Raw genomic sequence first — 22,652 nt, forward strand, 5'->3', positions numbered from 1 at the left:
GGCTTTTTCCCTGATTTATATTAATTCAATGCAAAACTAAACTAAAGAAAATACTATTCAAATTCTGCCTTAAGAATTCTAATAATTTCTTTAACAGTATCCTCTTCTAAGTCGGTTCTTTTAACCAGCTCATCAAAGGGTATTTCTAGAACGCTTTTTGCTGTATCACAGCCAATTCCTTTAAGTACATCGATGATCCATTCATCAATTTCATCAACAAATTCATCGATACTAACATCCTCCTCGTCTTCGGAAGCTGCTTCGCGGTATACGTCAATTTCGTATCCGGTTAGCTGGCTGGCTAGTTTGATGTTGTATCCACCCTTACCAATTGCTAACGAAACTTCAGAAGGTTTAAGGTAAACCTCTGCTCGCTTATTATCTTCATCTATCTTAATAGAAGAAATTTTAGCGGGGCTTAATGCGCGTTGAATATATAGCTGAGTGTTTGATGTATAGTTAATTACATCTATGCTTTCGTTACGAAGTTCACGCACTATTCCATGAATCCTACTTCCTTTCATCCCAACACAAGCTCCCACCGGATCAACTCGTTCATCGTAAGATTCAACGGCCACTTTAGCTCTTTCGCCAGGAATGCGAACAATCTTTTTAATGGTGATTAAACCATCGAATATTTCTGGAACTTCCAGCTCGAAAAGGCGCTCAAGAAATGCGTTTGCAGTTCTTGATAGTATAATTTGCGGATTGTTATTGCGCATTTCAACCTTATAAACCACAGCGCGGATTGTGTCGCCTTTCCTGTAAAAGTCTGAGGGTATCTGTTCCGATTTTGGAAGAATTAGCTCATTCCCTTCATCATCAAGTACAAGAATTTCTTTTTTCCAAACCTGATAAACCTCACCAGTAATGATTTCGCCAATTCTATCTTTATACTTGCTGTAAAGATTATTTCTCTCAAGTTCCATTATGCGGGAAGTGAGGTTCTGACGCAATGAAAGGATTGCCCTACGACCAAATTCAGAGAGGGAAACCTCAGAGGTAACTTCCTCGCCAACCTCGTAATCTTCGTCAATCTTTCTAGCCTCTGATAGCGAGATCTGACGATTTGGATCCTCTACTTCACCATCCTCAACAACTTCTCGGTTCCTGTAAATTACAAAATCACCCTTATCAATGTTGATGATTATGTCGAAGTTATCGTCTGATCCATAAAGCTTCACAAGCATGCTTCTGAACACATCCTCAAGCACGCTCATCATTGTTGGCCTGTCGATATTTTTGAGTTCCTTAAACTCTAAAAACGAATCAATCAGATTTAGATTCTCCATTGCTATAATATTTTTCCCTTTTTAGTTTACTTAAAACTGACAACTACTTTAACCGATTTTGTATCGGAGTAGTTAAAGCTCATCTCCTCTTCAACAAGCTGTTTTTTCTTTTTGCCCTCAACGGCAACTTTTTTTGAAAAGGTTATTGTAAATCCTGACTCATCAGCACCGACCAGTTTGCCTTTAAACTTTTCGCCTTTTGCTGTAATAACTTCCAACTCCCTTCCAATGTTTTTAAGGTATTGGCGTGGCATCTTTAATGGCTGCCCAACTCCAGCCGATGAGACCTCAAGTTCAAAGTCTTCGGTGTCTCTATCTAATGATGACTCTATAGCTCTACTAACAGCAACACAAGAATCAATTGATACCCCATCGTCAGAATCTACCGTGACAACAATTTTATTATCGGTACTAATAGAAATATCAACTAGAAAAAGATTTTCTTTTTCTAGAAGGGGTGTAACAATTTCATCTATTCTTTCCTTTGTAATCATTCCCATGCTTTTAATAAAAACAGGGGACTATGTCCCCTGCCGCTGCCAGAAAAACTTTTGCAAATTTAGTAACGTTTTATTGATTATGCAAATTATTGGACTGAAAACCAACTCTATCAATATGACTGTCAGAAGTTGAACTTGCAAATTCTAAAAAAAATGATGTAATTAGCTAAAAAGGTTATACGTTGAAAATAGCTGTAAATACACGTCTTTTGCTAAATGGTAAGTTGGAGGGAATTGGTTGGTTTACCTATGAGGTTTTTAAGCGAATAGCACTGAATCATCCCGAACATGAATTCTATTTTATTTTTGATAGGCCTTACTCTGAACTGTTTATTTTTAGTGAGAATGTAAAACCCATTGTGTTACCTCCACCTACTCGGCATCCAGTGCTCTGGTACTACTGGTTTGAATATGCATTACCTAATGCACTGAAAAAAATAGATGCAGATGTTTTTCTTTCTCCAGATGGCTACTTGTCGTTAAGCGTTGATCTGCCACAGGTGGCAGTAATTCATGATATAAACTTTTTTCATTATCCTAAGGGGTTACCCTTTGTGAAGTCGAGATATTTAAATCACTTTTTCCCAAGATATGCACAAAAAGCTTGTAGGATTGTAACAGTTAGTAATTACTCTAAGCACGATATTGCAAAAAATTATAACATTGATTTAGAAAAGATTGATGTTGCTTACAATGGGGCTAGTGAGCAGTTCAAGCCTTTGGATGATGAGGAGAAACAAGCTGCTAGGCAACGTTACTCAAGCGGCTTGCCATACTTCTTATTTGTTGGCGCGCTTAATCCAAGGAAAAACGTAGCGCGCTTAATTCAGGCATTTGATATTTTTAAGCAAACAACTGGTTTGCAAGAAAAACTGCTACTTGTTGGAGAACCAATGTTTATGACAAGCGATATTAAAAAGGCTTACCTGCAAAGCCAGTTTAAAGCCGATATACTATTTTTGGGAAGAAAAGATGTTGCCGAACTGAGTCAAATTACTGGTGCTGCTAAAGCAATTGTATACCCATCTATATTTGAGGGGTTTGGAATTCCTTTGCTTGAAGCAATGAAATGTGGTGTTCCTGTAGCATCATCTAATACAACAGCTATGCCCGAGGTGGCAGGCGATGCAGCTTTGTATTTCAATCCCATGTCGGTAGACGAAATGGCCGAAGCTATGCAGATACTTTCTCGCGACAACAATTTATGTAGCAAACTCTCTGCTGCTGCCCTTGAGCGCCAAAAAATGTTTAGCTGGGATGTTACGGCTGATACAGTGTTTAAATCGATTGAAAAATGCCTATCGCAATGTTAGAAGTTTGCTTACATAAAGATATGATTGAAGCAGGCTGCGATGAAGCAGGCCGAGGTTGTTTGGCGGGTCCTGTTTTTGCTGCAGCAGTAATCCTCCCGAATGATTTTAACGAGCCCCTTATCAACGACTCCAAACTTTTAACGCATAAACAACGTGAGAAGCTACGAGAGGTTATAGAGCACTATGCCGTTGATTGGGCGGTAGCCATGGTTTCTAATCAAGAGATTGATGAAATAAACATACTTAATGCATCAATACTGGCAATGCATAGAGCCATAGAAAGTTTGAAGAAAAAAAGGCCCCAGCATTTGCTTATTGATGGAAATAGGTTTAAACCTTATAGCGATATACCACACACCTGCATAGTGAAAGGTGATTCTAAGTTTTTACCCATTGCTGCAGCATCAATACTTGCTAAAACTCATAGAGATGAGTTTATGACAAGAATCAGCAAAGAATATCCTTACTACCAGTGGGAGGTAAACAAAGGTTATCCTACAAAAAAACATCGAGAAGGCATTGCTAAGAATGGTATTTCGCCGTATCATCGAAAAAGTTTTAAGCTTTTATAGTCAATATTTGTTAATTAGATGCTACTTGTTTAAACCAAATAAGGCAATACAAATCGAAATACTAAACTTTAAAAACTAAAAACTATGATTAAAAAGCTAAAAGTTCTATTTCTTGGGCTATTTTTCCTGGCTACAACAGCTGTAAAAGCCGACGAAGGGATGTGGTTGCTACCGCTCCTAAAGAAGTACAATATTGAAGTTATGAAGCAGAAAGGCTTTAAGCTAACTGCCGAAGATATTTACAACATCAACCAAGCGAGTATAAAGGATGCTGTAATTATTTTTGGTGGCGGTTGTACTGGGGAGGTGGTTTCCGATCAAGGATTAGTGCTTACAAATCATCACTGCGGTTATGGAGCCATTCAGCAGCACAGTACTCCAGAGCACGATTATCTTGAAGATGGTTTTTGGGCAAAATCGTTCGAGGAAGAGATTCCTACTCCTGGCTTATCAGTAACTTTCTTAGTGCGGATGGAAGATGTTACCGATAAGGTTACTGCTGAGCTAAAGCCTGAAATGTCTGAAGCCGAGCGTGGAAAGATTATTAGGGAAGTTGGTAGTAAAATATCAAAAGAGGCTACTGAGGGTACTAACTACAAAGCAAGTGTTCGTAGTTTCTTTGGTGGTAACCAGTTTTTCCTTCTGGTTTACGAAGTATTCAATGATGTTCGACTAGTTGGCGCTCCTCCATCATCAATTGGTAAATTTGGACATGATACCGACAACTGGATGTGGCCACGCCACACTGGAGATTTCTCTGTGTTCCGTATTTATGCAAGCAAAGACAACAAGCCTGCCGATTATTCTCCCGATAACGTGCCTTACAAACCCAAATATCATTTGCCTATATCGCTTAAAGGTGTTAAAAATGGTGATTTTACCATGATTATGGGATATCCAGGAAGCACACAGCGATATATGACCTCGTATGAGGTAGATGAAAGAATGAATATCACTAATAAAAATAGAATCTACATACGTGGTGTAAAGCAGGACATTTGGTTAAAGGACATGCAAGCCGATAAGGCCATAAATATTAAGTATGCGTCTAAATATGCACGCTCAAGCAATTACTGGAAGAATTCGATTGGAATGAATAAAGCTCTAAAACGTCTTAAAGTTTACGACTTTAAGAAACAACAAGAGCAAGAGTTTATGAAATGGGTTAAAGCTTCGCCTGAAAGAGTTGAGAAATACGGGAAAGCGCTTGACCTAATTAAGGAAGGTGTTGAGGGCAGAAAAGATTACTTACATGCAACCCAGTATATTGGAGAAACATTCTTTTATGGTGCAGAGGCTATTGGGTTTGCTTCATCTGCTCGTTACCTAGCCGATGCATTAGAGAGTGAAAATCAGGATGAGATCACCAAAAATGTAGAGCGCCTTAAAGAGCGAGCAGCCGATTTCTTTAAAGATTATAGCCAATCGACCGATCATAAAACAACCAAGGCGATGTTTAGGATTTACATGGAAAATGTTCCTGAAAAATATCAACCAGACATTTATAATGTAATCCGCAAAAAGTATAAAGGAGATGTAGAAAAGTATGTGGATAAGATGTTTGCCAAAACCATTTTTACCGATCCTGCTAAATTCAATGCTTTCCTAGAAAAGCCAAGCCTTAAAACACTACAAAAAGATCCCGTGTTTGTTGCTTCTAAATCGATTATAGGTAAGTATATGGAGATACGCGCATTGATGGCTCCTTTTAACGAAAAATTAGAACGTGGTCAGCGCTTATACATTGCAGGTATTCTTGAGATGAATCAAGGCAAACCCATGTATCCAGATGCCAACTTCACCATGCGTCTTACCTATGGCGAGATCAAGGATTATTACCCTATGGATGCCGTGCATTACGATTACTATACTACCCTTAAAGGTGTGATGGAAAAAGAAGATCCTGATAATTGGGAGTTTGTAGTTTCCGATAAACTTAAAGAACTCTACAATTCCAAAGATTACGGCCGTTATGGAGTTGATGGAAGAATGCCAGTCGCTTTCATATCAACAAACGACATTACAGGAGGTAATTCAGGAAGCCCAGTTATGAATGGTAATGGTGAACTTATTGGAATTGCCTTTGATGGAAACTGGGAGGCTATGAGTGGCGATATCGTTTTTGAAAAGGATCTACAACGAACCATTTCTGTTGATATTCGATATGTGCTATTTGTGATAGATAAATATGCTGGTGCAAAAAGACTAATTGATGAAATGACTTTGATAGAATAGTATCACTCTTTAATAATAAAATCACATAATAATAAAAGCCGCTAATAGCTATCCTATTAGTGGCTTTTGCATTTCTAAATTATTTTAGTAATATTTTATTCTAAAACTTTTATCACTCCATAAAAGGAATTCGTCAAAAAGTTTTATATTTATTGTCAAAATTCTTAGATTTTTGCTTATTATTATTGTTACTATAAAACAACATTTGTTAACGTGGAAAAAGGTGAAGTGTTAATCAATCATTACGGGCCGCTCTCTTATGAAGAGATTGGTTTTTTATTAAATAAAATGACATCCCTTCTTGAGAGATATGGGTTTGGTATTACCATTCGCAAAAAGGTTTATTCTGCAATGGTTGAGAGCTTAGAAAATATTTATAAGCATCAGGATATAATACGGGATAATAATAACTTTCAACCTAAATTTGAACTAGTATTAAACAAGGAAAGTATAGGTTTAACATGTTCAAACTCGCTGAAGAAAGCAAAAATTCCATCGCTCAAATCTAGATTAGAAAAGGTTAATGAACTTGATAAAGCCGGGCTAAAGGAATTTTATAAGGAGGTTATTCTTAGCGGAAATGTATCTCAGAAAGGAGGAGCAGGACTTGGGATTATTAATATTGCAAAAGTAACTGAGAATAAACTCGATTTCAGATTTGAAGATATCGATGATGAGTACGCCTACTTCACTATTAGCATTAAAGTTTCTCTTCAACCTAAAAACCAGTAAGTCATATGGAACCATTATATATAGAACCAACAGAATTTACCCCACGAGTTTTTTTCGACCCTGAAAATTCAGTCTTTGAGATATCTGGATTTTCTCGCCCTGAAAATACTGTTGGTTTTTATAAACCTCTTCTGAAATGGCTTGAAGAGTACGAAGAAAATGTTTTGTCGCAAAACACTAATTTTAATAAGAGTAATTTAGTTGTCAATCTTAAGTTAACATATTTCAACTCTGCTTCATCTAAGTTTTTACTTGATGTTTTAATGATGTTCATGAGATTTCATTCCAAGGGGAATGCCGTGGAAATTAATTGGTATTACGATGAAGATGATGATGAAATTCTGGAGTCTGGCGAAGAGATCGCTGAGATGATTAATTTTCCATTCAACTTTATTCCAATAACCCCAAATACTTAAAGATTTATCTCAATGGAGCCTTTACAAATTGCGCAGACAAACACAACACCAGATGTAGTTTTTAACCCGTCAGAAAATCGTTTTGTTATATCTGGCTATTCACGTCCAGAAAACGTGCGCAATTTTTATATGCCCATTTTAGAATGGCTTGAAAGTTTTGCAAAGCAAGTAGAAAAGAAAGTTTCTGAAGGTGATAAAGTAGAACCAATTGAGTTTCACTTCAAACTAATTTACTTTAACTCTTCTTCCGCAAAGTTCCTATATGATATCATTACTCTTTTAAATGAGTTGAAAAATAAAGGCCTTACTGTAAGAATATGTTGGTTCTATGATAAAGAAGATGTAGAACTGCTTGAAGCAGGGCAAGATTTATCGGAACTTGCAGATGTGAAGTTTGATTTTATTGCAGTATAAAAAAGAGGTGATTTAGACCTATAAGGTTACTATTTCTTTTCCCTTCTTTTTATTTCGTCCCTAATTTTGGTTGCCTTCTCGTATTCCTCGTTTTTAACAGTTTCATCAAGGTATTCTTTAAGTTCTTCAAGCGACATTCGTTGAAGTTTTGCCGAAAAGGCATCCGTTGGAGTATCTTCTTGTATAGAATCAATTGTGGTTTCTCCCTCGTCATACTCTTCAACTTCTAGAGTAATCCCTGCTTTTTCAACAATCTCTTCTGTTGTGTATATCGGGCAGTTAAACCTAAGGGCTAGGGCTACAGCATCCGATGTTCTTGAATCGATATATAGTTCTTTCCTCCCATCCTCACAGTGAAGTTTGGAGAAGAATACGCCATCTTCAAGCTTATAAATGTGAACATCAATTAAATCTATTCCAAAAGATCGGGCAAAGTTTAAGAAAAGGTCGTGGGTTAATGGCCTTGGAGGGGTTAACCCCTCAAGTTGAATGGCGATGGCCTGAGCCTCATATCCACCAATTATTATTGGAATACGCCTGCTCCCTTTTTCCTCGCTTAGCACTAGGGCATATGCACCCGATTGTGTTTGACTATATGATATACCTAAAACTGTTAGTTTAACTTTACCCATTTTTCATTTGTTAGCTCAACAATATTTTAGCATACAAATTATGGCAAAAATATTACTTATTCAATTTTATATACCAAAGATAACTCATTCTTTTGTTTAATAGAAGATTATTCGGTTAAAATTTATGGATTATTAGAGTTTTGAATATAGAAGTTTGGGGTTGAGGCTCCCTTATATAATCTTATCCAGTTGCTTTGTCATCCAACATCCTTTATGTAGAGTAAAAAATTACTTGACAAAGGCTTTTGGGCAGATTATATTTAAGAAAAAAACATGAAAAAGATATTATATCTGCTTCTTATGTGTAGCGTGGTTGCTCATGCTCAGCAAGAAGTTGCAATAAAGTTTATAAGGCCATCAAAGTTAGCTGGTTCGGCTGCAAAAATTAGAATATTTGTTGATGACAATGAGTATGTTATAAAAAATGGTTCTGAAGTTACAGTTCTCCTAAGCCACGATTATAGCAAACCAATACAGATATTGTGCAAAGCTCCGGGCGGGAAGGCTTCCTATAACCTAAAAGCAATACCTAACGAAAAATACACCTTTGAAACTGGATTTGAATTTAAAGGAATTTATTTAAAACTTATTGAAGGGAGAGAGTTAGGAGTAGGAGAAACATTACAAATTATGGATAGTTCTCAAGTAAATGGTAATAACAACCCAACGTTTAAAATTCAACGCAAGGGGGAAGCTGTTGGTTTTAACATTGAACAGGTCGATCCATCGGAATCCATTAGGCAGGAGTGGCTGGCTCGGGGCGGAAAAGTTAAAAATGAATCGGTGCTTCTCACAGGAACTTATTTTGGCATGGACCTAAAGGATTTTAACACAAGAGTAGATGGCTATGGTGGTGGTGTTTCAACTTCAACTAACTGGATCAATCTAAAAATACCAGAATATAAGACAGGAATCTCAACATGGAATAGTTTTACCTACGGATGGGGGATAGACATGATACTTTATCAGTATAAGTTTGACTTAGATTTGGGAGATGGGGGAAGTACCAATATGTCAATGCTAAATCTTTCTTATCCTATAGCGGCGAACCTGGGTTGGACTGTTGGATTAGGAAAATTCTTAAACGAAGGAAATTGGAAGGGTGTTGCTCTTACATTTAAATATCGTCCTTCTATCACTTTAAATGTTGTTTCTACTACAACAACTTTAAACCTTCCTCCACCTTTAAATACATCAGAAACTACTTATAATAGCGATACCAATGCAAGTATTAATTTTGGAGGGTTTGGCTTTGATTTTGAGTTTTCTAATTTCACTGCTACAATGGATAAACTAGCACCAAAACCAAAAACAAAATTATCGTTCTTTGTGCTTCCCCCTGTAGATGATACGCCTTTATTTATCTCCATAAGTATCGGGGTGTCGTGGTATTCAAAATAGCCCAACTTGTTTTTCAAGATATTACAAACTAAATAGCTAAAGTCTATTTAGTGTATCTGCTTAAAAGATAAAGCTTTATGGATGGCGAGGTCTTTGCTTAGTTAGATATGATTGTTTATATGAGAACTTTAATAACTTTAAACATAACCTAAATAATTATATTTGGGTAATATTCAAACCCAATGAGCCAAAAAGACTTTTCGCGAAACGAATGGATTAAACCTAAAGTTATTGGTGGTTTTTTATTAGTTGTTCTATTTTCAACTACAGCTATTTTTATTACCTATAAAGGCATTAGCGATCTAAAAGAAACACGCGAGGGTTTTGGAGTACCTGGTCAAAAAATCTCAGTTCTCAACAAGCTAATTACTGCTATTTACAACGAGGATAGCGATTTTAGAATTTTTGTTTTAACTGCCGACTCTACATATTTAAAGGAATACAAGGTTAACCAAAGGAGAGTTGGTTCGGCTTTACAGTCGTTAAAAAAGTTAAGTTACAACTCTTCATCTCAGCTAAAATCAATAAGAAAGATTGGAGTGCTTATTGAAAACAAAAGGAGCATAGAGTCCGAGATATTAAATCTACGTGCCGAACTTGGCCAAAAGAATTTTTACGATAGGGCTATTCAAAAAATTGCAAGAGCAGGGGAGGAGACCCAACGATATGCACAAGTGGCAAGGAGTAAAACTATTACTCGCATACAGCGAGATACTATTATTGAAAAGAAGGATAAGAATCCGTCCATGACTTCAAGAATCAAAAGGTTCTTCTTGGGTCCCGACAAAATAGATACAGTTAAACTTGATACACTTGTGGAGTACAGATACGATACCATTACTCCTCTCTCTCTTGTTTCCGATTCCATAATTAATAAGCTTACCCTAGAACTGCGTAATATACGATACGATCAGTTGCATCAAAAAAGAATGCTAGATGAAAAGGAGAAGGAACTTCTAGAACGTAATAAGGCGATATTATCGCAAATACAATTAATCATTTCTAGCATTGAAAGGCAAGAACAGGTTGAGGCAAACCTTAAAAGTTTAAGTATTCAGGATGTCTTGAACCGATCGTTACTTAAAGTTTTGCTTCTTGGCACTATAACTTTTATTGCCATGGTTATACTTTTGGCAATTATCATGAGAGATATCTCTAGAAACACCTTATATAACACATATCTACTTGAAGCCAAGCAGTATGCTGAAAGTTTACTCCGACTAAAAGAGCAGTTTTTGGCGAATATGAGCCATGAGATTAGGTCGCCTTTAAGTGCTATAATTGGTATAACACGGCAATTGTCAAAGACAGAGTTAAACCCAAGGCAGCAAGATTATGTTGGGATACTACAAAATTCTTCAGACCATTTACTTTCCGTAATCAACGACATTCTTGATTATTCAAAGCTTGAAACTGGAAAATTACGCTTAGAACAACGAGTATTTTCGCCCCGAAAGGTTGTCGAAAATGTTGTGAAACTTTTTGAAGCCAAAGCTACTGAAAAAGAATTAAATATACTTGTAAACGTTGATGCGTCCATTCCAGAAAAAATGGTTGGTGACGATTATAGGCTTCAGCAGGTGCTGATAAATCTTGTTGGTAATTCCATTAAATTTACAAATCAAGGAAGTATTATCGTATCTGCATCTGTATTAAATCAAGCTGACGATGTGGCAAAAATACAGTTTACTGTGGCAGATACAGGTATTGGAATCCCCGTTGATAAGCAAGCCCAAATCTTTGAAGAGTTTACTCAGGCTGATAGCAGCACCTCGCGACGTTTTGGGGGAACAGGTCTTGGGCTAACAATTGTTAAAAGGCTTGTTGAACTTCAAGGAGGAGAAGTCTCCCTTTCGAGTCAGCCCGATGAGGGAACCATTATCCGTATAGTAATCCCATACAGCACAAAAGTTGATGAAGCTGAACATTCAGAAAATCGTGTTGCAGGTTCTCTAAAAGAAGGTGCAGCTATATTGATAATTGATGATGATGAGGTAAATCGACTGATTGTAACAGAAATGGCTAAAAGCATAGGCCTAAAAGTAACAGCTTTAGAGAGTGCCAACAAGCTTTTAGAGATTATCAAGGTGCAGAACTTCGATGCTATTTTAACTGATATACATATGCCAGAAATATCGGGTTATGATGTTGTAAGTCAATTAGAGGAGAATGGTGTGAAAGTTCCAGTAATAGGAATAACTGCTAACGATACAATTGACAATCCGGAACACTTTTCAACTTATGGATTTTCTGGATATTTGATAAAACCTTTTACTGAAGATGATTTGGTAAGAGTCTTGGGACCAATTGTGGGATATAGCCGTTCAAAACGAAGAACCTCAACTACTCCTAAAAAAGTTGCAAACACCTTTGATTTAGATGAATTGTATCGTTTTACAGGTGGGAATAAAGAATCGGTTAGGCTTATTTTAAATTCTTTTCTAGAGAATACGCAAAAGAATATGGGCGATTTAGCCCAATTAATAAAAAATAGGGAGTTGACAAAGGCTTCAAATGTAGCGCATAAGATGAAGTCTGCCTTTAATCAGTTTAAAATATACGATATTGCTAGCATATTACAGAAAATTGAGCATCTTCCTCCAAATAAATACAAAGCGGCTAGCCTTTATCTTGAAAGGCTCAATCGAAGGATGAAAGGATTTATTGTTGAGCTTAAACAGATTATAGAACGGTTGTAGGCTATAGAATTCTAATACCCATTACAACAACATCGTCAATGCGTGGGGTGTCGCCATGCCAATTTTTAAGAGTTTCGTCTAAAATTTGGTGCTGTTCGCTCATGGGTTTGTGATGTATTTTAAGAAGTAACTCCTTAAAATGCTTAATCATAAACTTGCGGCCATCAGGACCTCCGAATTGATCGACATATCCATCGGAGAAGGTGTAAATAGCATCACCTTTTTTAATTTCTATTTCATGGTTAGTGAAGGGGACTTCGCCGCGCAGATGGAAGCCAATTGGCATTTTATCTCCCTTTATTTGAATAACCTCATTATCCCTAATTAGAATTAATGGATTGTTTGCACCAGCAAACTGTAACATTTGAGTTTCTTCATCGATAATATACAATGCGATATCCATTCCATCTTTACTCCCACCAATTTCTCCTGTCTGATGAAGAGCAGCAATAACCATTCTGCGAAGCTCGTTTAGGATTTCGCTTGCTTTAAGTTTAGGATTATCGCCAATGATTTGGGTTAGGAAAGAGATGCCCAACATGCTCATAAATCCTCCAGGTACTCCATGCCCTGTGCAATCGGCAACAGCAGCAATCTTTAGGTTGCCAACTTGTATTATGTAGTAAAAATCGCCACTTACAATATCGCGAGGGAGGTAAAGGATAAAGTTCTCAGGGAAAATTTTGTCCACCTGATGTTTAGGTGTTAGCAATGCTTTCTGAATACGGCTAGCATATTGAATGCTACTTGTAATTTCCTCGTTTTGAGCAGCTATCCTCTCCTTTTGCTGTTCAATTTCTTCTTTTTGTGCAACTACCTCGGCAGTACGCTCTTTAACTATTTGCTCGAGATGCTCTTTTTCTGCGATAAGCCTTCTCGTATTCCATTTAACAATTCCCCAAACTAAAAATACAAATAGGATTAAATAGAATATAAAAGCAAGAATTGTTCTATACCATGGCGGCATTATTTCAAAAGCATAGGTTGCTTCTATACTTTCATCGCCATAAATATTTCGTGCCTTTACGTGGAAAATATATTTTCCCTCACGCAGGTTTGTATATGTGGCTTCTGCTTTTTTATCCCAAGGGCTCCATCCCTTCTCATCGGAACCCTCAAGATAATGGCTGTATAGAATGCTCTCTTCCTTCTCAAAGAATGGGGCAGCAAAGCTGAAAATCATGGCATTGTGATGGTATCCAAGTTTGGGTACCTGATAGGGAAGTTGTTGTAACGATAAAACTCGACGCAAAGAGTCTTGGCGATAAAATGCACCATCAAACAAGATAGAATCTTTAGACACCACTTTCCGAACTAATGCTCTAAATGGAGCATCCCAACTGCGGTTAACATTAGGGTTAAAAACATATAACTCCTTCGATATGCCAATCCATAAAGTTCCATCTTTGTCGGCATAAATTGCATCTGCCCATTTGTTGGGAAGACGTTTTAAGTCTCTACTCTTTGTTGTCCAATTTCCCGAAGAGTCTTTTTCAAATATTTCAATCCAATTAAGGTTCTCATTATTATAACAGGAGGCCGCATACCCATTGGGTAGTACCACCATTTTGTAAATCCCGTTCCTGTTAGAAAGTTTTTTCCCAATCAAACCTCCTGGTACAAATTGTTTTATTGAGTAGTTAAAATGATAAATGCCATTAGCAGTAAACGCAAAAAGGGAGTCGTTTCTGCTCATTAGGGTAATATACTGCAGATTCTGTAAGCCAGAGAAGTTTTCCTTACCATAAAGTTTGACGTTTTTTAAATCGGGAGAGATGGAGTAAACTCCAGAAGATGCAGTTGCCAACCAGAGATTGCCCATGCTATCCTCAACAATAGATCTTATTTCAAAATTAATTTTAGCACGGTTAATATATCCTGTGCTTTTCCAAGAACCATTTTCCCATTCCATCAGGGCAACGCCTGAACTCATCCCAATGTATAACCTTTCAGGATTAATTTGTGATTGGTATAGTGAAAAACAGACATGTTGAATTTGTTTGGTTAAGCCAAGTCGTTCAATTAAAGCTTTACTAATGTTTGTTGCTTTATTACCTCTTATTTCAAATACTCCATCAGTATAGCTGCCAGCCAGTAAAATAGATTTGTTTTTTGTTGGTTTAAAAATAGTTAATGCCCAAACATTGCCATTTATCCCTTTAACCGGTTTTATTTTTGGTATTCCCTTGCTGTCAAAATCTATGTAAAACACACCATTAAAGGTGGCTAGGTATATTGTATTATTATACTTAATAATGTCGATAATTATTTCTGACAAACCGCTTTCGGAGCCAAATCTGCCTATAGCGGAATTTAGTTCTATTTTAGCAATTCCACCATCGTAAAGGGTAGCCCAAAGGGGAGCGTCGGCATGCTGAAAAATGTCAGAAACTTGCCCAGCATGCATCCCGGTCTCTTGATTTACAAGTCTAACTGGAACTAAGTCTGGTGACAACTCTACAGCGCCGAGCCAGTCCGATTGAACTACGCCAAGAGCAATATTTCCGTTCTGTAGTTTAATAGCATTATAAGGAATTGCTGACTCCTTTTCCATTGTACGAGCCAATTGTGTGGGGGTGTCAACTGACTGAACATTTCCTTGAAAGTAGGTATAAAAACCTTTATCGGTAAATAACAATAAGCTGTTACTATCAAGTGATACCAATGAAAAAACATTTTTTTGAATAAAGTTTTCACCGCCAAGTACAAACTGAATTGTGCTATCTCCATCAAAACTCCTTAGCCCTTTAAGGTAACTATTAATAAAAAAGTTGTTGTTGGCCCTAAGAGTAAAGAAGTTTGCAAATTCAGCAGGGTCGCCAAGCGAAACAGGTTTCACCGTTACCCCATCGTAAATAAAGATATACTTAGTCGAACAAAAGTAGATCTTACCATCCTTAGAATAAGTTTTGTAAATATATCCTAAATTATTGCGAATAGAATCGTTAAGATTATTTGAAAGTGAGGTGTATTCATACTTTCCCGACATTGATGGTTGTAAAAAGCCAAACTCACCAAGTGAGCCTACATAAATTACACCATCCTCGCCTTTGCATAGAGATCGCACCGATTTGTTTTCGGGTACTGATATAATATTCCAAGTTTTTCCATCATACTCTAAAATCCCATTATCATTTGTTCCAAAATACATTACCCCTCTATCATCTTGAGTGATACACCAAACCTGCTCATTTCCACCATAAGTTTCGGGCGTGTAATTTGAAACTAGTGGATTACCATACTGATTAAATACTTGGGATGTTACCAGATATGGTGAAATGATAAGTAGTATGAGAAGTAGTCGTTTAGCCATGAATCTATTTTTTCAACTTTGATAAAGATATTAAAAAAACGTTTATATAGTATCGCTTTTTAATGAAACTTGTATTACTTATCATAAAAAACACCGATGTTATAATTTTGTTTGTGGCTTAATGACACGTCTGGTAGTGCTTTTCATTTAATTGTTATCACAGAATTTTTCTGATTCATCCTATACAATTAAATGCATACATGTATTAGTCAAGTTTGATTTTGTGATAATGTATTCAAATATTTTCATCCAATTTAATGTTTTAAATTCTTAATAATGATTGCTTTCACAAACTGTAATTTGTTTCAGTTTTGGGTCTATGCTGTATTGCTGAATTATTATAAAATATAAAATTCCGCTTATTTTTAAATATTAGCGTTTTAAGGAAGTTGTTGTTTTGTAAAAAATTACTTGACTTTTTACTCTAAAAAGTTATAACTTGTAGGTTATTAAAAAATTATTTATCATGAAATCAATAAAATTATTCGTGGCACTACTGTTGATTAGTGTAATGGGAATGGGACAAGTTCCTCAAAAAATTGCCTATCAGGCTGTTTTGAGAAATGCAGATGGTACTGTAATAGCAGATGAGAATGTTGATCTAAAGATCAATTTCAGAGTTGCATCGCTGAATGGAAATGTTGTCTATGCTGAGACTCATAATGTAGATGTTAACAAACAGGGTATAGTATCCATTATTTTAGGCGATGGTAACCCTGTAAGTGGAAGTTTTGTTGATATTCCTTGGGATAGCGAGGTGTTTATAGAAATCCTTGTTAAAACGCAGAACCAAAATGATTTCATTTCGTTAGGAACATCGCAATTGGTTTCAGTTCCTTATGCTCTTATGGCAAAAAATGGAGTTTCAACAATTGGTCAACCTGGGCAAACAACATATTCTAATGGGGATACATGGATTGCTTCGTCAAGAATTTCAGTTAGCGATAGCTCAGTTAACATAGCTCCAGGTGCTAACCATGATCCTGAAAAACCAATCTTTACTGTAACTAATTCCCAAGGGCAAGTGGTTATGGCAGTTTATGAGTCGGGTGTGCGTTTCTATGTTGAAGAAGAAGGTGCAAAAGGTGCAAAAGGAGGCTTTGCTGTTGGGGGGTTATCTACTACAAAAGCTTCGCCTGATTACTACTTTTCTGTTAATCCATCAAATACGAGTATATATTTCAATAATTCTGTTAAAGGGGCAAAAGGAGGCTTTGCTGTAGGAGGCCTATCAACAACAAAGTCGGATACTGCCATTTATCTAACTGTAAAACCAGAAGAGACAAATGTGTTCTTCGAAAATTCAAATATAAAAGGTGCAAAGGGTGGTTTTGCTGTTGGAGGTTTATCGACGGGTAAGAGCCTATTACCAGGATACTATTTTCAAGTTTTACCAGATTCAACTTACGTGGCAAATACAATGGTATCGTATGGCAACATGATGGTTGCTGGCGATGTGTTAACAAGCGTGGGGGTGGCCGATGCTCCTCTTACAGATGTTGATGGAAATACCTATAAAACAGTAAAAATTGGTCAACAGGTATGGATGGCTGAGAATTTACGCACTTCAAGCTATTTTGATGGGACACCAATTGATCCTGCAACTTACTATAAACTAACAAAGCCAGATTCTACTATTGTATTTGGACACATGTATTTAGTTTCAGCTATTTCAGCAAAAAATGTTTGCCCAACTGGGTGGCATGTTCCAACGATTGAAGACTGGTCCGCTTTGTTCACCTTTGTTGGTGGGCCTGAGTATGTTACTAACTCAGCGGTTTTGTTTAAGAAATTGTCGGAACCTTATAAAGATGTTCTAAATGGTATATATAATTGGGACCCTGTATCCGATCCTGTAACCTATGCTACAAATGAAACAGGTTTCTCTGCTCGTGGTGCTGGTGTTATTATACGCTCAGCGGCTACTAGTAGCTGGTATGGGCAAGAGGTAGGAATGAACGCTTATTTTTGGGTAAATCCTTCTGGACAAACTAGCTATGTTGTTTTTAGTTCATCCTTGGGTAGTGTCCAGGTGCAAAATGTAAGCAGCGGAGACCCAGCATATCCTGTAAGGTGTGTTAAAGATAATTAGTCATAATTTGGGTGCCGAAATTGGCACCCATTTTTTTATTTGATATGCCCCTTTAGTAACTTTTGCTTTCAAGAATTTGCTAGTTTATGGACAGTAAGGGTTAGTTAATAAATTCGACGGTATCAATCTTTAGGAAAAGTTTTTGAATTATAGTTGAATTATTTTACTTAGCTGCCTACAAAACATTCTTTTGCTGATGAAAAGAAAGGTGCTATACGTTGATGATGAGAGGATAAACCTAGAACTCTTTAGGATTAACTTTCGTAACGACTTTGAGGTAATCTTGGCAGATTCTGCTGAAAAAGGGTTAGAGATACTTAAAAATGAAGAGATTGATGTGATAGTATCTGACTTGAAGATGCCTAAAATGAATGGTATTGAATTTATTGAAAAGATAAAAAAAGAAACCCCAAATAAAGTTTGCATCCTATTAACAGCATTCATGGAGTCGGAGGCTATGCTTAAAGCTATTAACGAAGAGCTCGTTTTTAGGTATATAATGAAACCATGGAAAAAGGATGACATGCTTAAGGTCCTTGATATGGCATTTAGCAAAGTTGGATGAATAGTCTATATTAAAATTTAACCATCTATTTGTTTGATTTATTAAGTTTTATAACAAAAAGATTATAAAGTATTTCCTGATTAGCAATTAAACCTTATACTTTTCCTTATTGTGTAATGCATATATTTTCTGCTCTACATTAAGAGTCTCTTCAATAACACTTTACCAGGTGCGCACTAATTAATTATTGAGGTGCGAATTATTCAAAACAAAATTCTATTTTTGTAGGTTGAGTTTTAAATTAAAAGCAATGACCGAAAACGAATTGACTATTGGCGACAGTGGCGAAAGGCCAAAAAATTTTTTAGAAGAGATTATTGAAGCAGATATTAAGGCAGGTAAACATGGTGGGAAGGTATTAACCCGATTCCCTCCAGAACCAAATGGCTACTTGCATATAGGTCATGCTAAGTCTATTTGCTTGAACTTTGGCTTAGCCCAAAAGTATGGTGGTAAAACCAATTTGAGATTCGATGATACAAATCCTGTAAAGGAAGATGTAGAATATGTTAACTCTATTAAAGAAGATATTCGCTGGTTGGGATTTGAATGGGCAAATGAATTTTATGCTTCCGATTACTTTGAGCAACTTTATGAGTGGGCCGAAGAACTTATCAAGAAAGGCTTAGCCTATGTTGACGACCAAACTCAAGAGGAAATTCGAAAAAACAGGGGGACTGTTACCCAACCAGGCAAAGAAAGTCCCTGGAGAAACCGCTCCGTGGAGGAGAATCTTGATCTTTTCCGCCGTATGCGTGCAGGCGAGTTTAATGACGGAGAGAAGGTGTTACGTGCAAAAATTGATATGGCGCACCCAAACATGCTGATGCGCGACCCAATAATGTATCGTATAATACATGCCGAGCATCATCGGACAGGTAATAAATGGTGCATATACCCCATGTACGATTATGCTCATGGCCAGTCCGACTCCATTGAAAAGATTACCCATTCAATATGTACGCTAGAGTTTGATGTGCATCGCCCACTGTACGATTGGTTTATTGAAAAACTTGGCATTTTCCCATCAAAACAATATGAGTTTGCAAGGCTAAACCTTTCTTATACGGTTATGAGCAAGCGTAAGCTGCTTGAACTGGTTCAGCAAAAAATCGTAATGGGATGGGATGACCCTCGCATGCCAACGATTTCTGGTTTACGTAGAAGGGGGTATACTCCAGAATCTATACGATACTTTGCAGATAAGGTGGGAGTAGCAAAACGCGATAACGTTATAGACTTGTCGCTACTTGAGTTTTGTGTACGCGAGGATTTGAATAAACGTGCCGAGCGGCGTATGGCTGTGCTAAACCCCTTAAAGGTAGTTATTACTAATTACCCTGAGGGACAAGTTGAAGAGCTTGAGGCAGTTAATAATCCAGAAGATGAGTCGGCTGGTAAAAGAAAGGTGCCATTCAGTCGCGAAATATATATTGAGCGTGACGATTTTATGGAAAACCCACCCAAAAAGTTCTTCCGCTTAGCACCTGGTAAAGAGGTACGGCTTAGGTATGCATACTTTATCAAATGCGATGAAGTTATCAAAGATGAGAATGGAGAAATTGTTGAACTTCGTTGTTCATACGACCCTGCTTCGCGAGGTGGCCAGTCTCCCGATGGTAGAAAGGTTAAGGGGACTTTGCATTGGGTTTCGGCAACACATGCTGTGAAAGCAGAGATTCGCTTGTTTGATAGACTTTTCTCATCCCCCGACCCCAATAACGTCCCTGAGGGTCAGGATTGGAAGGTTAACATTAACCCCGATTCACTAAAAGTGATTGAAGGCTATGTGGAACCTGCACTTAAAGATGTTAAGCATTTAGACAAATTCCAGTTTGAAAGGCTTGGCTATTTTTGTGTCGACTATGATTCTACTCCAGATCATCTAGTTTTTAACCGTACTGTTACACTTAAAGATACTTGGGCGAAAATTGCAGGCAAGTAGATAGAAGTTTCAAAAAATTTAACTAGTGTTGACAATTTAATAAAATAGCTTTTATCTTTGCAGAAGATAATTGTCCTGTGGTGTAATTGGCAACACGTCTGACTCTGGATCAGAAGAGTCCAGGTTCGACCCCTGGCAGGACAACAAAAGGCCGCTCATAAGAGTGGCCTTTTAACATAATAGTCTTTATCTCACCTCTCCGATTATTTTGATTCTTCGTTTTAATTCTTCTCCATTTTCATCCACCAAGGTTAACACATAGCTACCAGGTTTTGGACTTATTGCCAGTTCATGAACGTTTTGTGTCACGCCTATAAACTTGTTATCCAGATGCCAGTAAATGGTCGATTCAGGTTTGCGGTGGGTTGCTTTTAAAATAACCTGACCGCGTTTCCCATCATTTTCAATGGGAATGTATATGTCGGCTCCATAGTATGGATAAACTAGGTCGATATTTTTTGTTAAGTCATCCTGAGTTTTGCACTTAGGATGTAATGGGGGTAGAGGGGTATAATCGAAATGTGTTTTTTTATAGAACCATTCCTGGGCAGGTGGAAGAATGAACCAAGATGTATCTTTAATATTTTTATCAGGGAAACACGTTCGATTTACCCTGTAATCTTCGGTTTCGTCTAAGAAAATTTTTTTGTGATAAAAGCAGGGTAGCGTTTTAGTTTTGACTGCTGGGACAAGTTCATCAATAACATCATTACAATTTGTTGAAGCAAGCATACCCGTCCTTTTGCATGTCGTTACGGTTTTTAAATCGTAGTAAGGAGGTGATAACCAGCTTGATGATGGAAGGATTGAGAAGATATCAAACATAACAGGGGCTGCCGTAGCAGCACCAATTAGAATAGGACGACCTTCGCCATCGGCATTACCAACCCAAACGGCAACAGTATACTTTGGAGTAACCCCTATAGCCCAAGCATCTCTAAATCCATAGCTTGTGCCAGTTTTCCAGGCAATGGTTTGAGAAGCTATAAAATTGCGCCACGTCCCATCTTCCCCTGGTCTTTTGGATTCTGTAAGAGCTTGGAGTGTTAAGTAGGCTGCTCCAGCACTTATTCCGTGTGCATCGAAAGTATCTGACTTTTGGGATTTAGTGTTCAGGGTATATGAGATAAAGGTTTTTCGTAACGAATCGTTTATGGCAGAACGTGCAAGAGCAGAATATGCTCTTGCTAATTCCCACATGGTTGATTCGGCTCCGCCAAGAATTATTGATAGCCCATAATGGGATGGTGGTTTGTTAATGCTTCGCAAACCTGTTCTTTTGATATTGTTGTAAAACTTCTCAATACCATACTTTTTTAATAGGATAACCGATGGTACATTTAATGAACGAGAAATTATTTCGTTTGCGTTTACTGCTCCTTCAAAGGTTTTGCTAAAGTTCTTGGGTGCAAATCCTGCAACTGCTATTGGTACGTCTTTTACTAATTGTCGAGGAAGTAAAAGCCCCTCCGAAAGCATGTACGCATATAAGAATGGTTTTAGTAAACTTCCATAGCTACGGGGCGAGGTAATAATATCAACTCGAGATGAAAAATTTGGATTGTTGGATAAAATATTCCCAATGTAAACAGGCACCTCGCCAGTTTTGTTATCTATAACCAGAATGGCTAGATTTCTTATCCCATTTGCCAAAAAATGCCGATAGTAACGTTTGGCTATTTGAGTGGCATTATTTTGGTACTCAAGGTTAATGGTTGAATGAATGATTCTTCCTTTTAATCCATCTTTTATACATCGGGTTAGTAGGTGTGTGGCGCGTTGCTTTAACCTATTGGTTGGGTTAGGAAGAGGCTCAAGTAATGAAAGTTGGTAGGTTTGCTTATCAATGATACCTTTTTTGTAAAGTTTGGTAAGAAGAAAGTCTCGTTTGGTTTTTAAAAGGTGCTGGTTTCGGCCAGGGAAGATAAGTCCAGGAGCATTAGGAAGTACAGCAAGAGTTGCTGCTTCGGCCCAACTTAAATTGTTGGGGCTCGTGTTATAGTATCGCCATGCTGCAGCATCTAAACCAACAACATTGCCCCCAAATGGTGCATGCGAAGCATACATTGCCAAAATACTTTTTTTGGAATAGGCAAGTTCTGTCCGAAACGCTAAAACTATTTCTATTACTTTCTCAAGATATGTCCTTGGCTTTACTTTTCGCGATAAACGAACCAGCTGCATGGTAATTGTACTTGCACCGCTTACAATCTCATTCTTTCTGATGTTTTGTATAGCAGCTCTTACAAGTGATACCGGGTTAAACCCAGGATGGTAGTAAAAGTATGCGTCTTCAAATTGTAAAAGGCAAGTTGCAAAACGTAAAGGTACAGAGTCTGGTGCCGGAAATTGCCACATTCCCTCGTCGGTTACTGTAGCCGAAAGTAGCTGTCCATTCCTATCTAACAAAACTGTTGAGGTTGAAGCTTTAAAATGAACAGGTCTGACAAATAATAAAAAGGCAAGCAGGAGTAAAACTCCTGCAAGCATATACTTTATATAAGTACTTCTGTAATCAATTTTCATGAAAA

At 37.3% G+C, this 22,652-nt stretch carries 16 protein-coding genes and 1 tRNA gene; 12 read left to right on the forward strand and 5 right to left on the reverse strand.

Annotated features, from left to right (window positions below):
* Positions 1-53: 53 nt before the first annotated feature.
* Positions 54-1,292 carry a transcription termination factor NusA gene (gene nusA / locus FHG85_RS11530; protein WP_173076040.1) on the reverse strand — a complete coding sequence of 413 codons (1,239 nt, stop codon included), beginning with the start codon at positions 1,290-1,292 and terminating at the stop codon, positions 54-56.
* A gap of 26 nt (positions 1,293-1,318) precedes the next feature.
* Positions 1,319-1,786 carry a ribosome assembly cofactor RimP gene (gene rimP, locus FHG85_RS11535; protein ID WP_173076041.1) on the reverse strand — a complete coding sequence of 156 codons (468 nt, stop codon included), beginning with the start codon at positions 1,784-1,786 and terminating at the stop codon, positions 1,319-1,321.
* 188 nt (positions 1,787-1,974) lie between these two features.
* Here rimP and FHG85_RS11540 point away from each other — a divergent pair, with 188 nt between their 5' ends.
* From FHG85_RS11540 to FHG85_RS11565, 6 genes are all read left to right on the forward strand, one after another.
* Positions 1,975-3,105: a glycosyltransferase family 4 protein gene (locus FHG85_RS11540; protein ID WP_173076042.1), complete on the forward strand. Its 1,131-nt coding sequence runs from the start codon at positions 1,975-1,977 to the stop codon at positions 3,103-3,105.
* The gene (locus FHG85_RS11545) at positions 3,099-3,677 is read left to right on the forward strand and encodes a ribonuclease HII (protein ID WP_173076044.1); all 579 of its coding nucleotides are present in this window, start codon (positions 3,099-3,101) and stop codon (positions 3,675-3,677) included. The genes FHG85_RS11540 and FHG85_RS11545 overlap by 7 nt, the downstream gene beginning before the upstream one ends.
* Before the next feature lie 84 nt (positions 3,678-3,761).
* The gene (locus FHG85_RS11550; protein ID WP_173076046.1) at positions 3,762-5,912 is read left to right on the forward strand and encodes a S46 family peptidase; all 2,151 of its coding nucleotides are present in this window, start codon (positions 3,762-3,764) and stop codon (positions 5,910-5,912) included.
* A 213-nt stretch (positions 5,913-6,125) separates the two neighbouring features.
* Entirely contained in the window at positions 6,126-6,644 is a 519-nt protein-coding gene (locus FHG85_RS11555) for a DUF6272 family protein (RefSeq protein ID WP_220429209.1), read from the forward strand.
* Positions 6,645-6,649: 5 nt separating this feature from the next.
* Positions 6,650-7,060, forward strand: coding sequence for a DUF1987 domain-containing protein (locus FHG85_RS11560; RefSeq protein WP_173076050.1), 411 nt, complete (start codon positions 6,650-6,652; stop codon positions 7,058-7,060).
* 12 nt (positions 7,061-7,072) lie between these two features.
* Positions 7,073-7,474, forward strand: coding sequence for a DUF1987 domain-containing protein (locus FHG85_RS11565; RefSeq protein WP_173076052.1), 402 nt, complete (start codon positions 7,073-7,075; stop codon positions 7,472-7,474).
* A 29-nt stretch (positions 7,475-7,503) separates the two neighbouring features.
* Here the strand turns inward: FHG85_RS11565 and FHG85_RS11570 are convergent, their stop codons facing one another.
* Positions 7,504-8,106, reverse strand: coding sequence for a bifunctional nuclease family protein (locus tag FHG85_RS11570; protein ID WP_173076054.1), 603 nt, complete (start codon positions 8,104-8,106; stop codon positions 7,504-7,506).
* A gap of 273 nt (positions 8,107-8,379) precedes the next feature.
* Here FHG85_RS11570 and FHG85_RS11575 point away from each other — a divergent pair, with 273 nt between their 5' ends.
* Together FHG85_RS11575 and FHG85_RS11580 are read left to right on the forward strand one after the other, a co-directional pair.
* Complete coding sequence (locus tag FHG85_RS11575; protein WP_173076056.1) at positions 8,380-9,507, forward strand: hypothetical protein; 1,128 nt, start codon at positions 8,380-8,382, stop codon at positions 9,505-9,507.
* Between the two features lie 182 nt (positions 9,508-9,689).
* Entirely contained in the window at positions 9,690-12,206 is a 2,517-nt protein-coding gene (locus FHG85_RS11580; protein ID WP_173076058.1) for an ATP-binding protein, read from the forward strand.
* A gap of 1 nt (position 12,207) precedes the next feature.
* On the opposite strand, the gene FHG85_RS11585 is transcribed toward FHG85_RS11580, so the two are convergent.
* Complete coding sequence (locus FHG85_RS11585; protein ID WP_173076060.1) at positions 12,208-15,519, reverse strand: SpoIIE family protein phosphatase; 3,312 nt, start codon at positions 15,517-15,519, stop codon at positions 12,208-12,210.
* Between the two features lie 466 nt (positions 15,520-15,985).
* Here FHG85_RS11585 and FHG85_RS11590 point away from each other — a divergent pair, with 466 nt between their 5' ends.
* From FHG85_RS11590 to FHG85_RS11605, 4 genes are all read left to right on the forward strand, one after another.
* Entirely contained in the window at positions 15,986-17,611 is a 1,626-nt protein-coding gene (locus FHG85_RS11590) for a fibrobacter succinogenes major paralogous domain-containing protein (protein ID WP_173076062.1), read from the forward strand.
* A gap of 196 nt (positions 17,612-17,807) precedes the next feature.
* Positions 17,808-18,176 carry a response regulator gene (locus tag FHG85_RS11595; RefSeq protein ID WP_173076064.1) on the forward strand — a complete coding sequence of 123 codons (369 nt, stop codon included), beginning with the start codon at positions 17,808-17,810 and terminating at the stop codon, positions 18,174-18,176.
* A 250-nt stretch (positions 18,177-18,426) separates the two neighbouring features.
* On the forward strand, positions 18,427-20,121 hold the full coding sequence (locus tag FHG85_RS11600) for a glutamine--tRNA ligase/YqeY domain fusion protein (RefSeq protein WP_173076066.1): 1,695 nt from the start codon (positions 18,427-18,429) through the stop codon (positions 20,119-20,121).
* A 71-nt stretch (positions 20,122-20,192) separates the two neighbouring features.
* Positions 20,193-20,265, forward strand: a tRNA-Gln gene (locus tag FHG85_RS11605).
* A 42-nt stretch (positions 20,266-20,307) separates the two neighbouring features.
* Here the strand turns inward: FHG85_RS11605 and pbpC are convergent.
* Positions 20,308-22,647 (reverse strand): penicillin-binding protein 1C, encoded by a 2,340-nt coding sequence (gene pbpC / locus FHG85_RS11610; protein WP_173076068.1) that lies wholly within the window; start codon positions 22,645-22,647, stop codon positions 20,308-20,310.
* Positions 22,648-22,652: the final 5 nt, after the last annotated feature.

This window comes from Tenuifilum thalassicum, from assembly GCF_013265555.1.
GTDB classification, from domain to species: domain Bacteria; phylum Bacteroidota; class Bacteroidia; order Bacteroidales; family Tenuifilaceae; genus Tenuifilum; species Tenuifilum thalassicum.

Coding starts and splice junctions, on each gene's coding strand:
- rimP (WP_173076041.1), bottom strand. CDS start 1,786: ATGATTACAAAGGAAAGAATAGATGAAATTGTTACACCCCTTCTAGAA.
- FHG85_RS11590 (WP_173076062.1), top strand. CDS start 15,986: ATGAAATCAATAAAATTATTCGTGGCACTACTGTTGATTAGTGTAATG.
- FHG85_RS11565 (WP_173076052.1), top strand. CDS start 7,073: ATGGAGCCTTTACAAATTGCGCAGACAAACACAACACCAGATGTAGTT.
- nusA (WP_173076040.1), bottom strand. CDS start 1,292: ATGGAGAATCTAAATCTGATTGATTCGTTTTTAGAGTTTAAGGAACTC.
- FHG85_RS11585 (WP_173076060.1), bottom strand. CDS start 15,519: ATGGCTAAACGACTACTTCTCATACTACTTATCATTTCACCATATCTG.
- pbpC (WP_173076068.1), bottom strand. CDS start 22,647: ATGAAAATTGATTACAGAAGTACTTATATAAAGTATATGCTTGCAGGA.
- FHG85_RS11575 (WP_173076056.1), top strand. CDS start 8,380: ATGAAAAAGATATTATATCTGCTTCTTATGTGTAGCGTGGTTGCTCAT.
- FHG85_RS11550 (WP_173076046.1), top strand. CDS start 3,762: ATGATTAAAAAGCTAAAAGTTCTATTTCTTGGGCTATTTTTCCTGGCT.
- FHG85_RS11595 (WP_173076064.1), top strand. CDS start 17,808: ATGAAAAGAAAGGTGCTATACGTTGATGATGAGAGGATAAACCTAGAA.
- FHG85_RS11560 (WP_173076050.1), top strand. CDS start 6,650: ATGGAACCATTATATATAGAACCAACAGAATTTACCCCACGAGTTTTT.
- FHG85_RS11545 (WP_173076044.1), top strand. CDS start 3,099: ATGTTAGAAGTTTGCTTACATAAAGATATGATTGAAGCAGGCTGCGAT.
- FHG85_RS11580 (WP_173076058.1), top strand. CDS start 9,690: ATGAGCCAAAAAGACTTTTCGCGAAACGAATGGATTAAACCTAAAGTT.
- FHG85_RS11570 (WP_173076054.1), bottom strand. CDS start 8,106: ATGGGTAAAGTTAAACTAACAGTTTTAGGTATATCATATAGTCAAACA.
- FHG85_RS11600 (WP_173076066.1), top strand. CDS start 18,427: ATGACCGAAAACGAATTGACTATTGGCGACAGTGGCGAAAGGCCAAAA.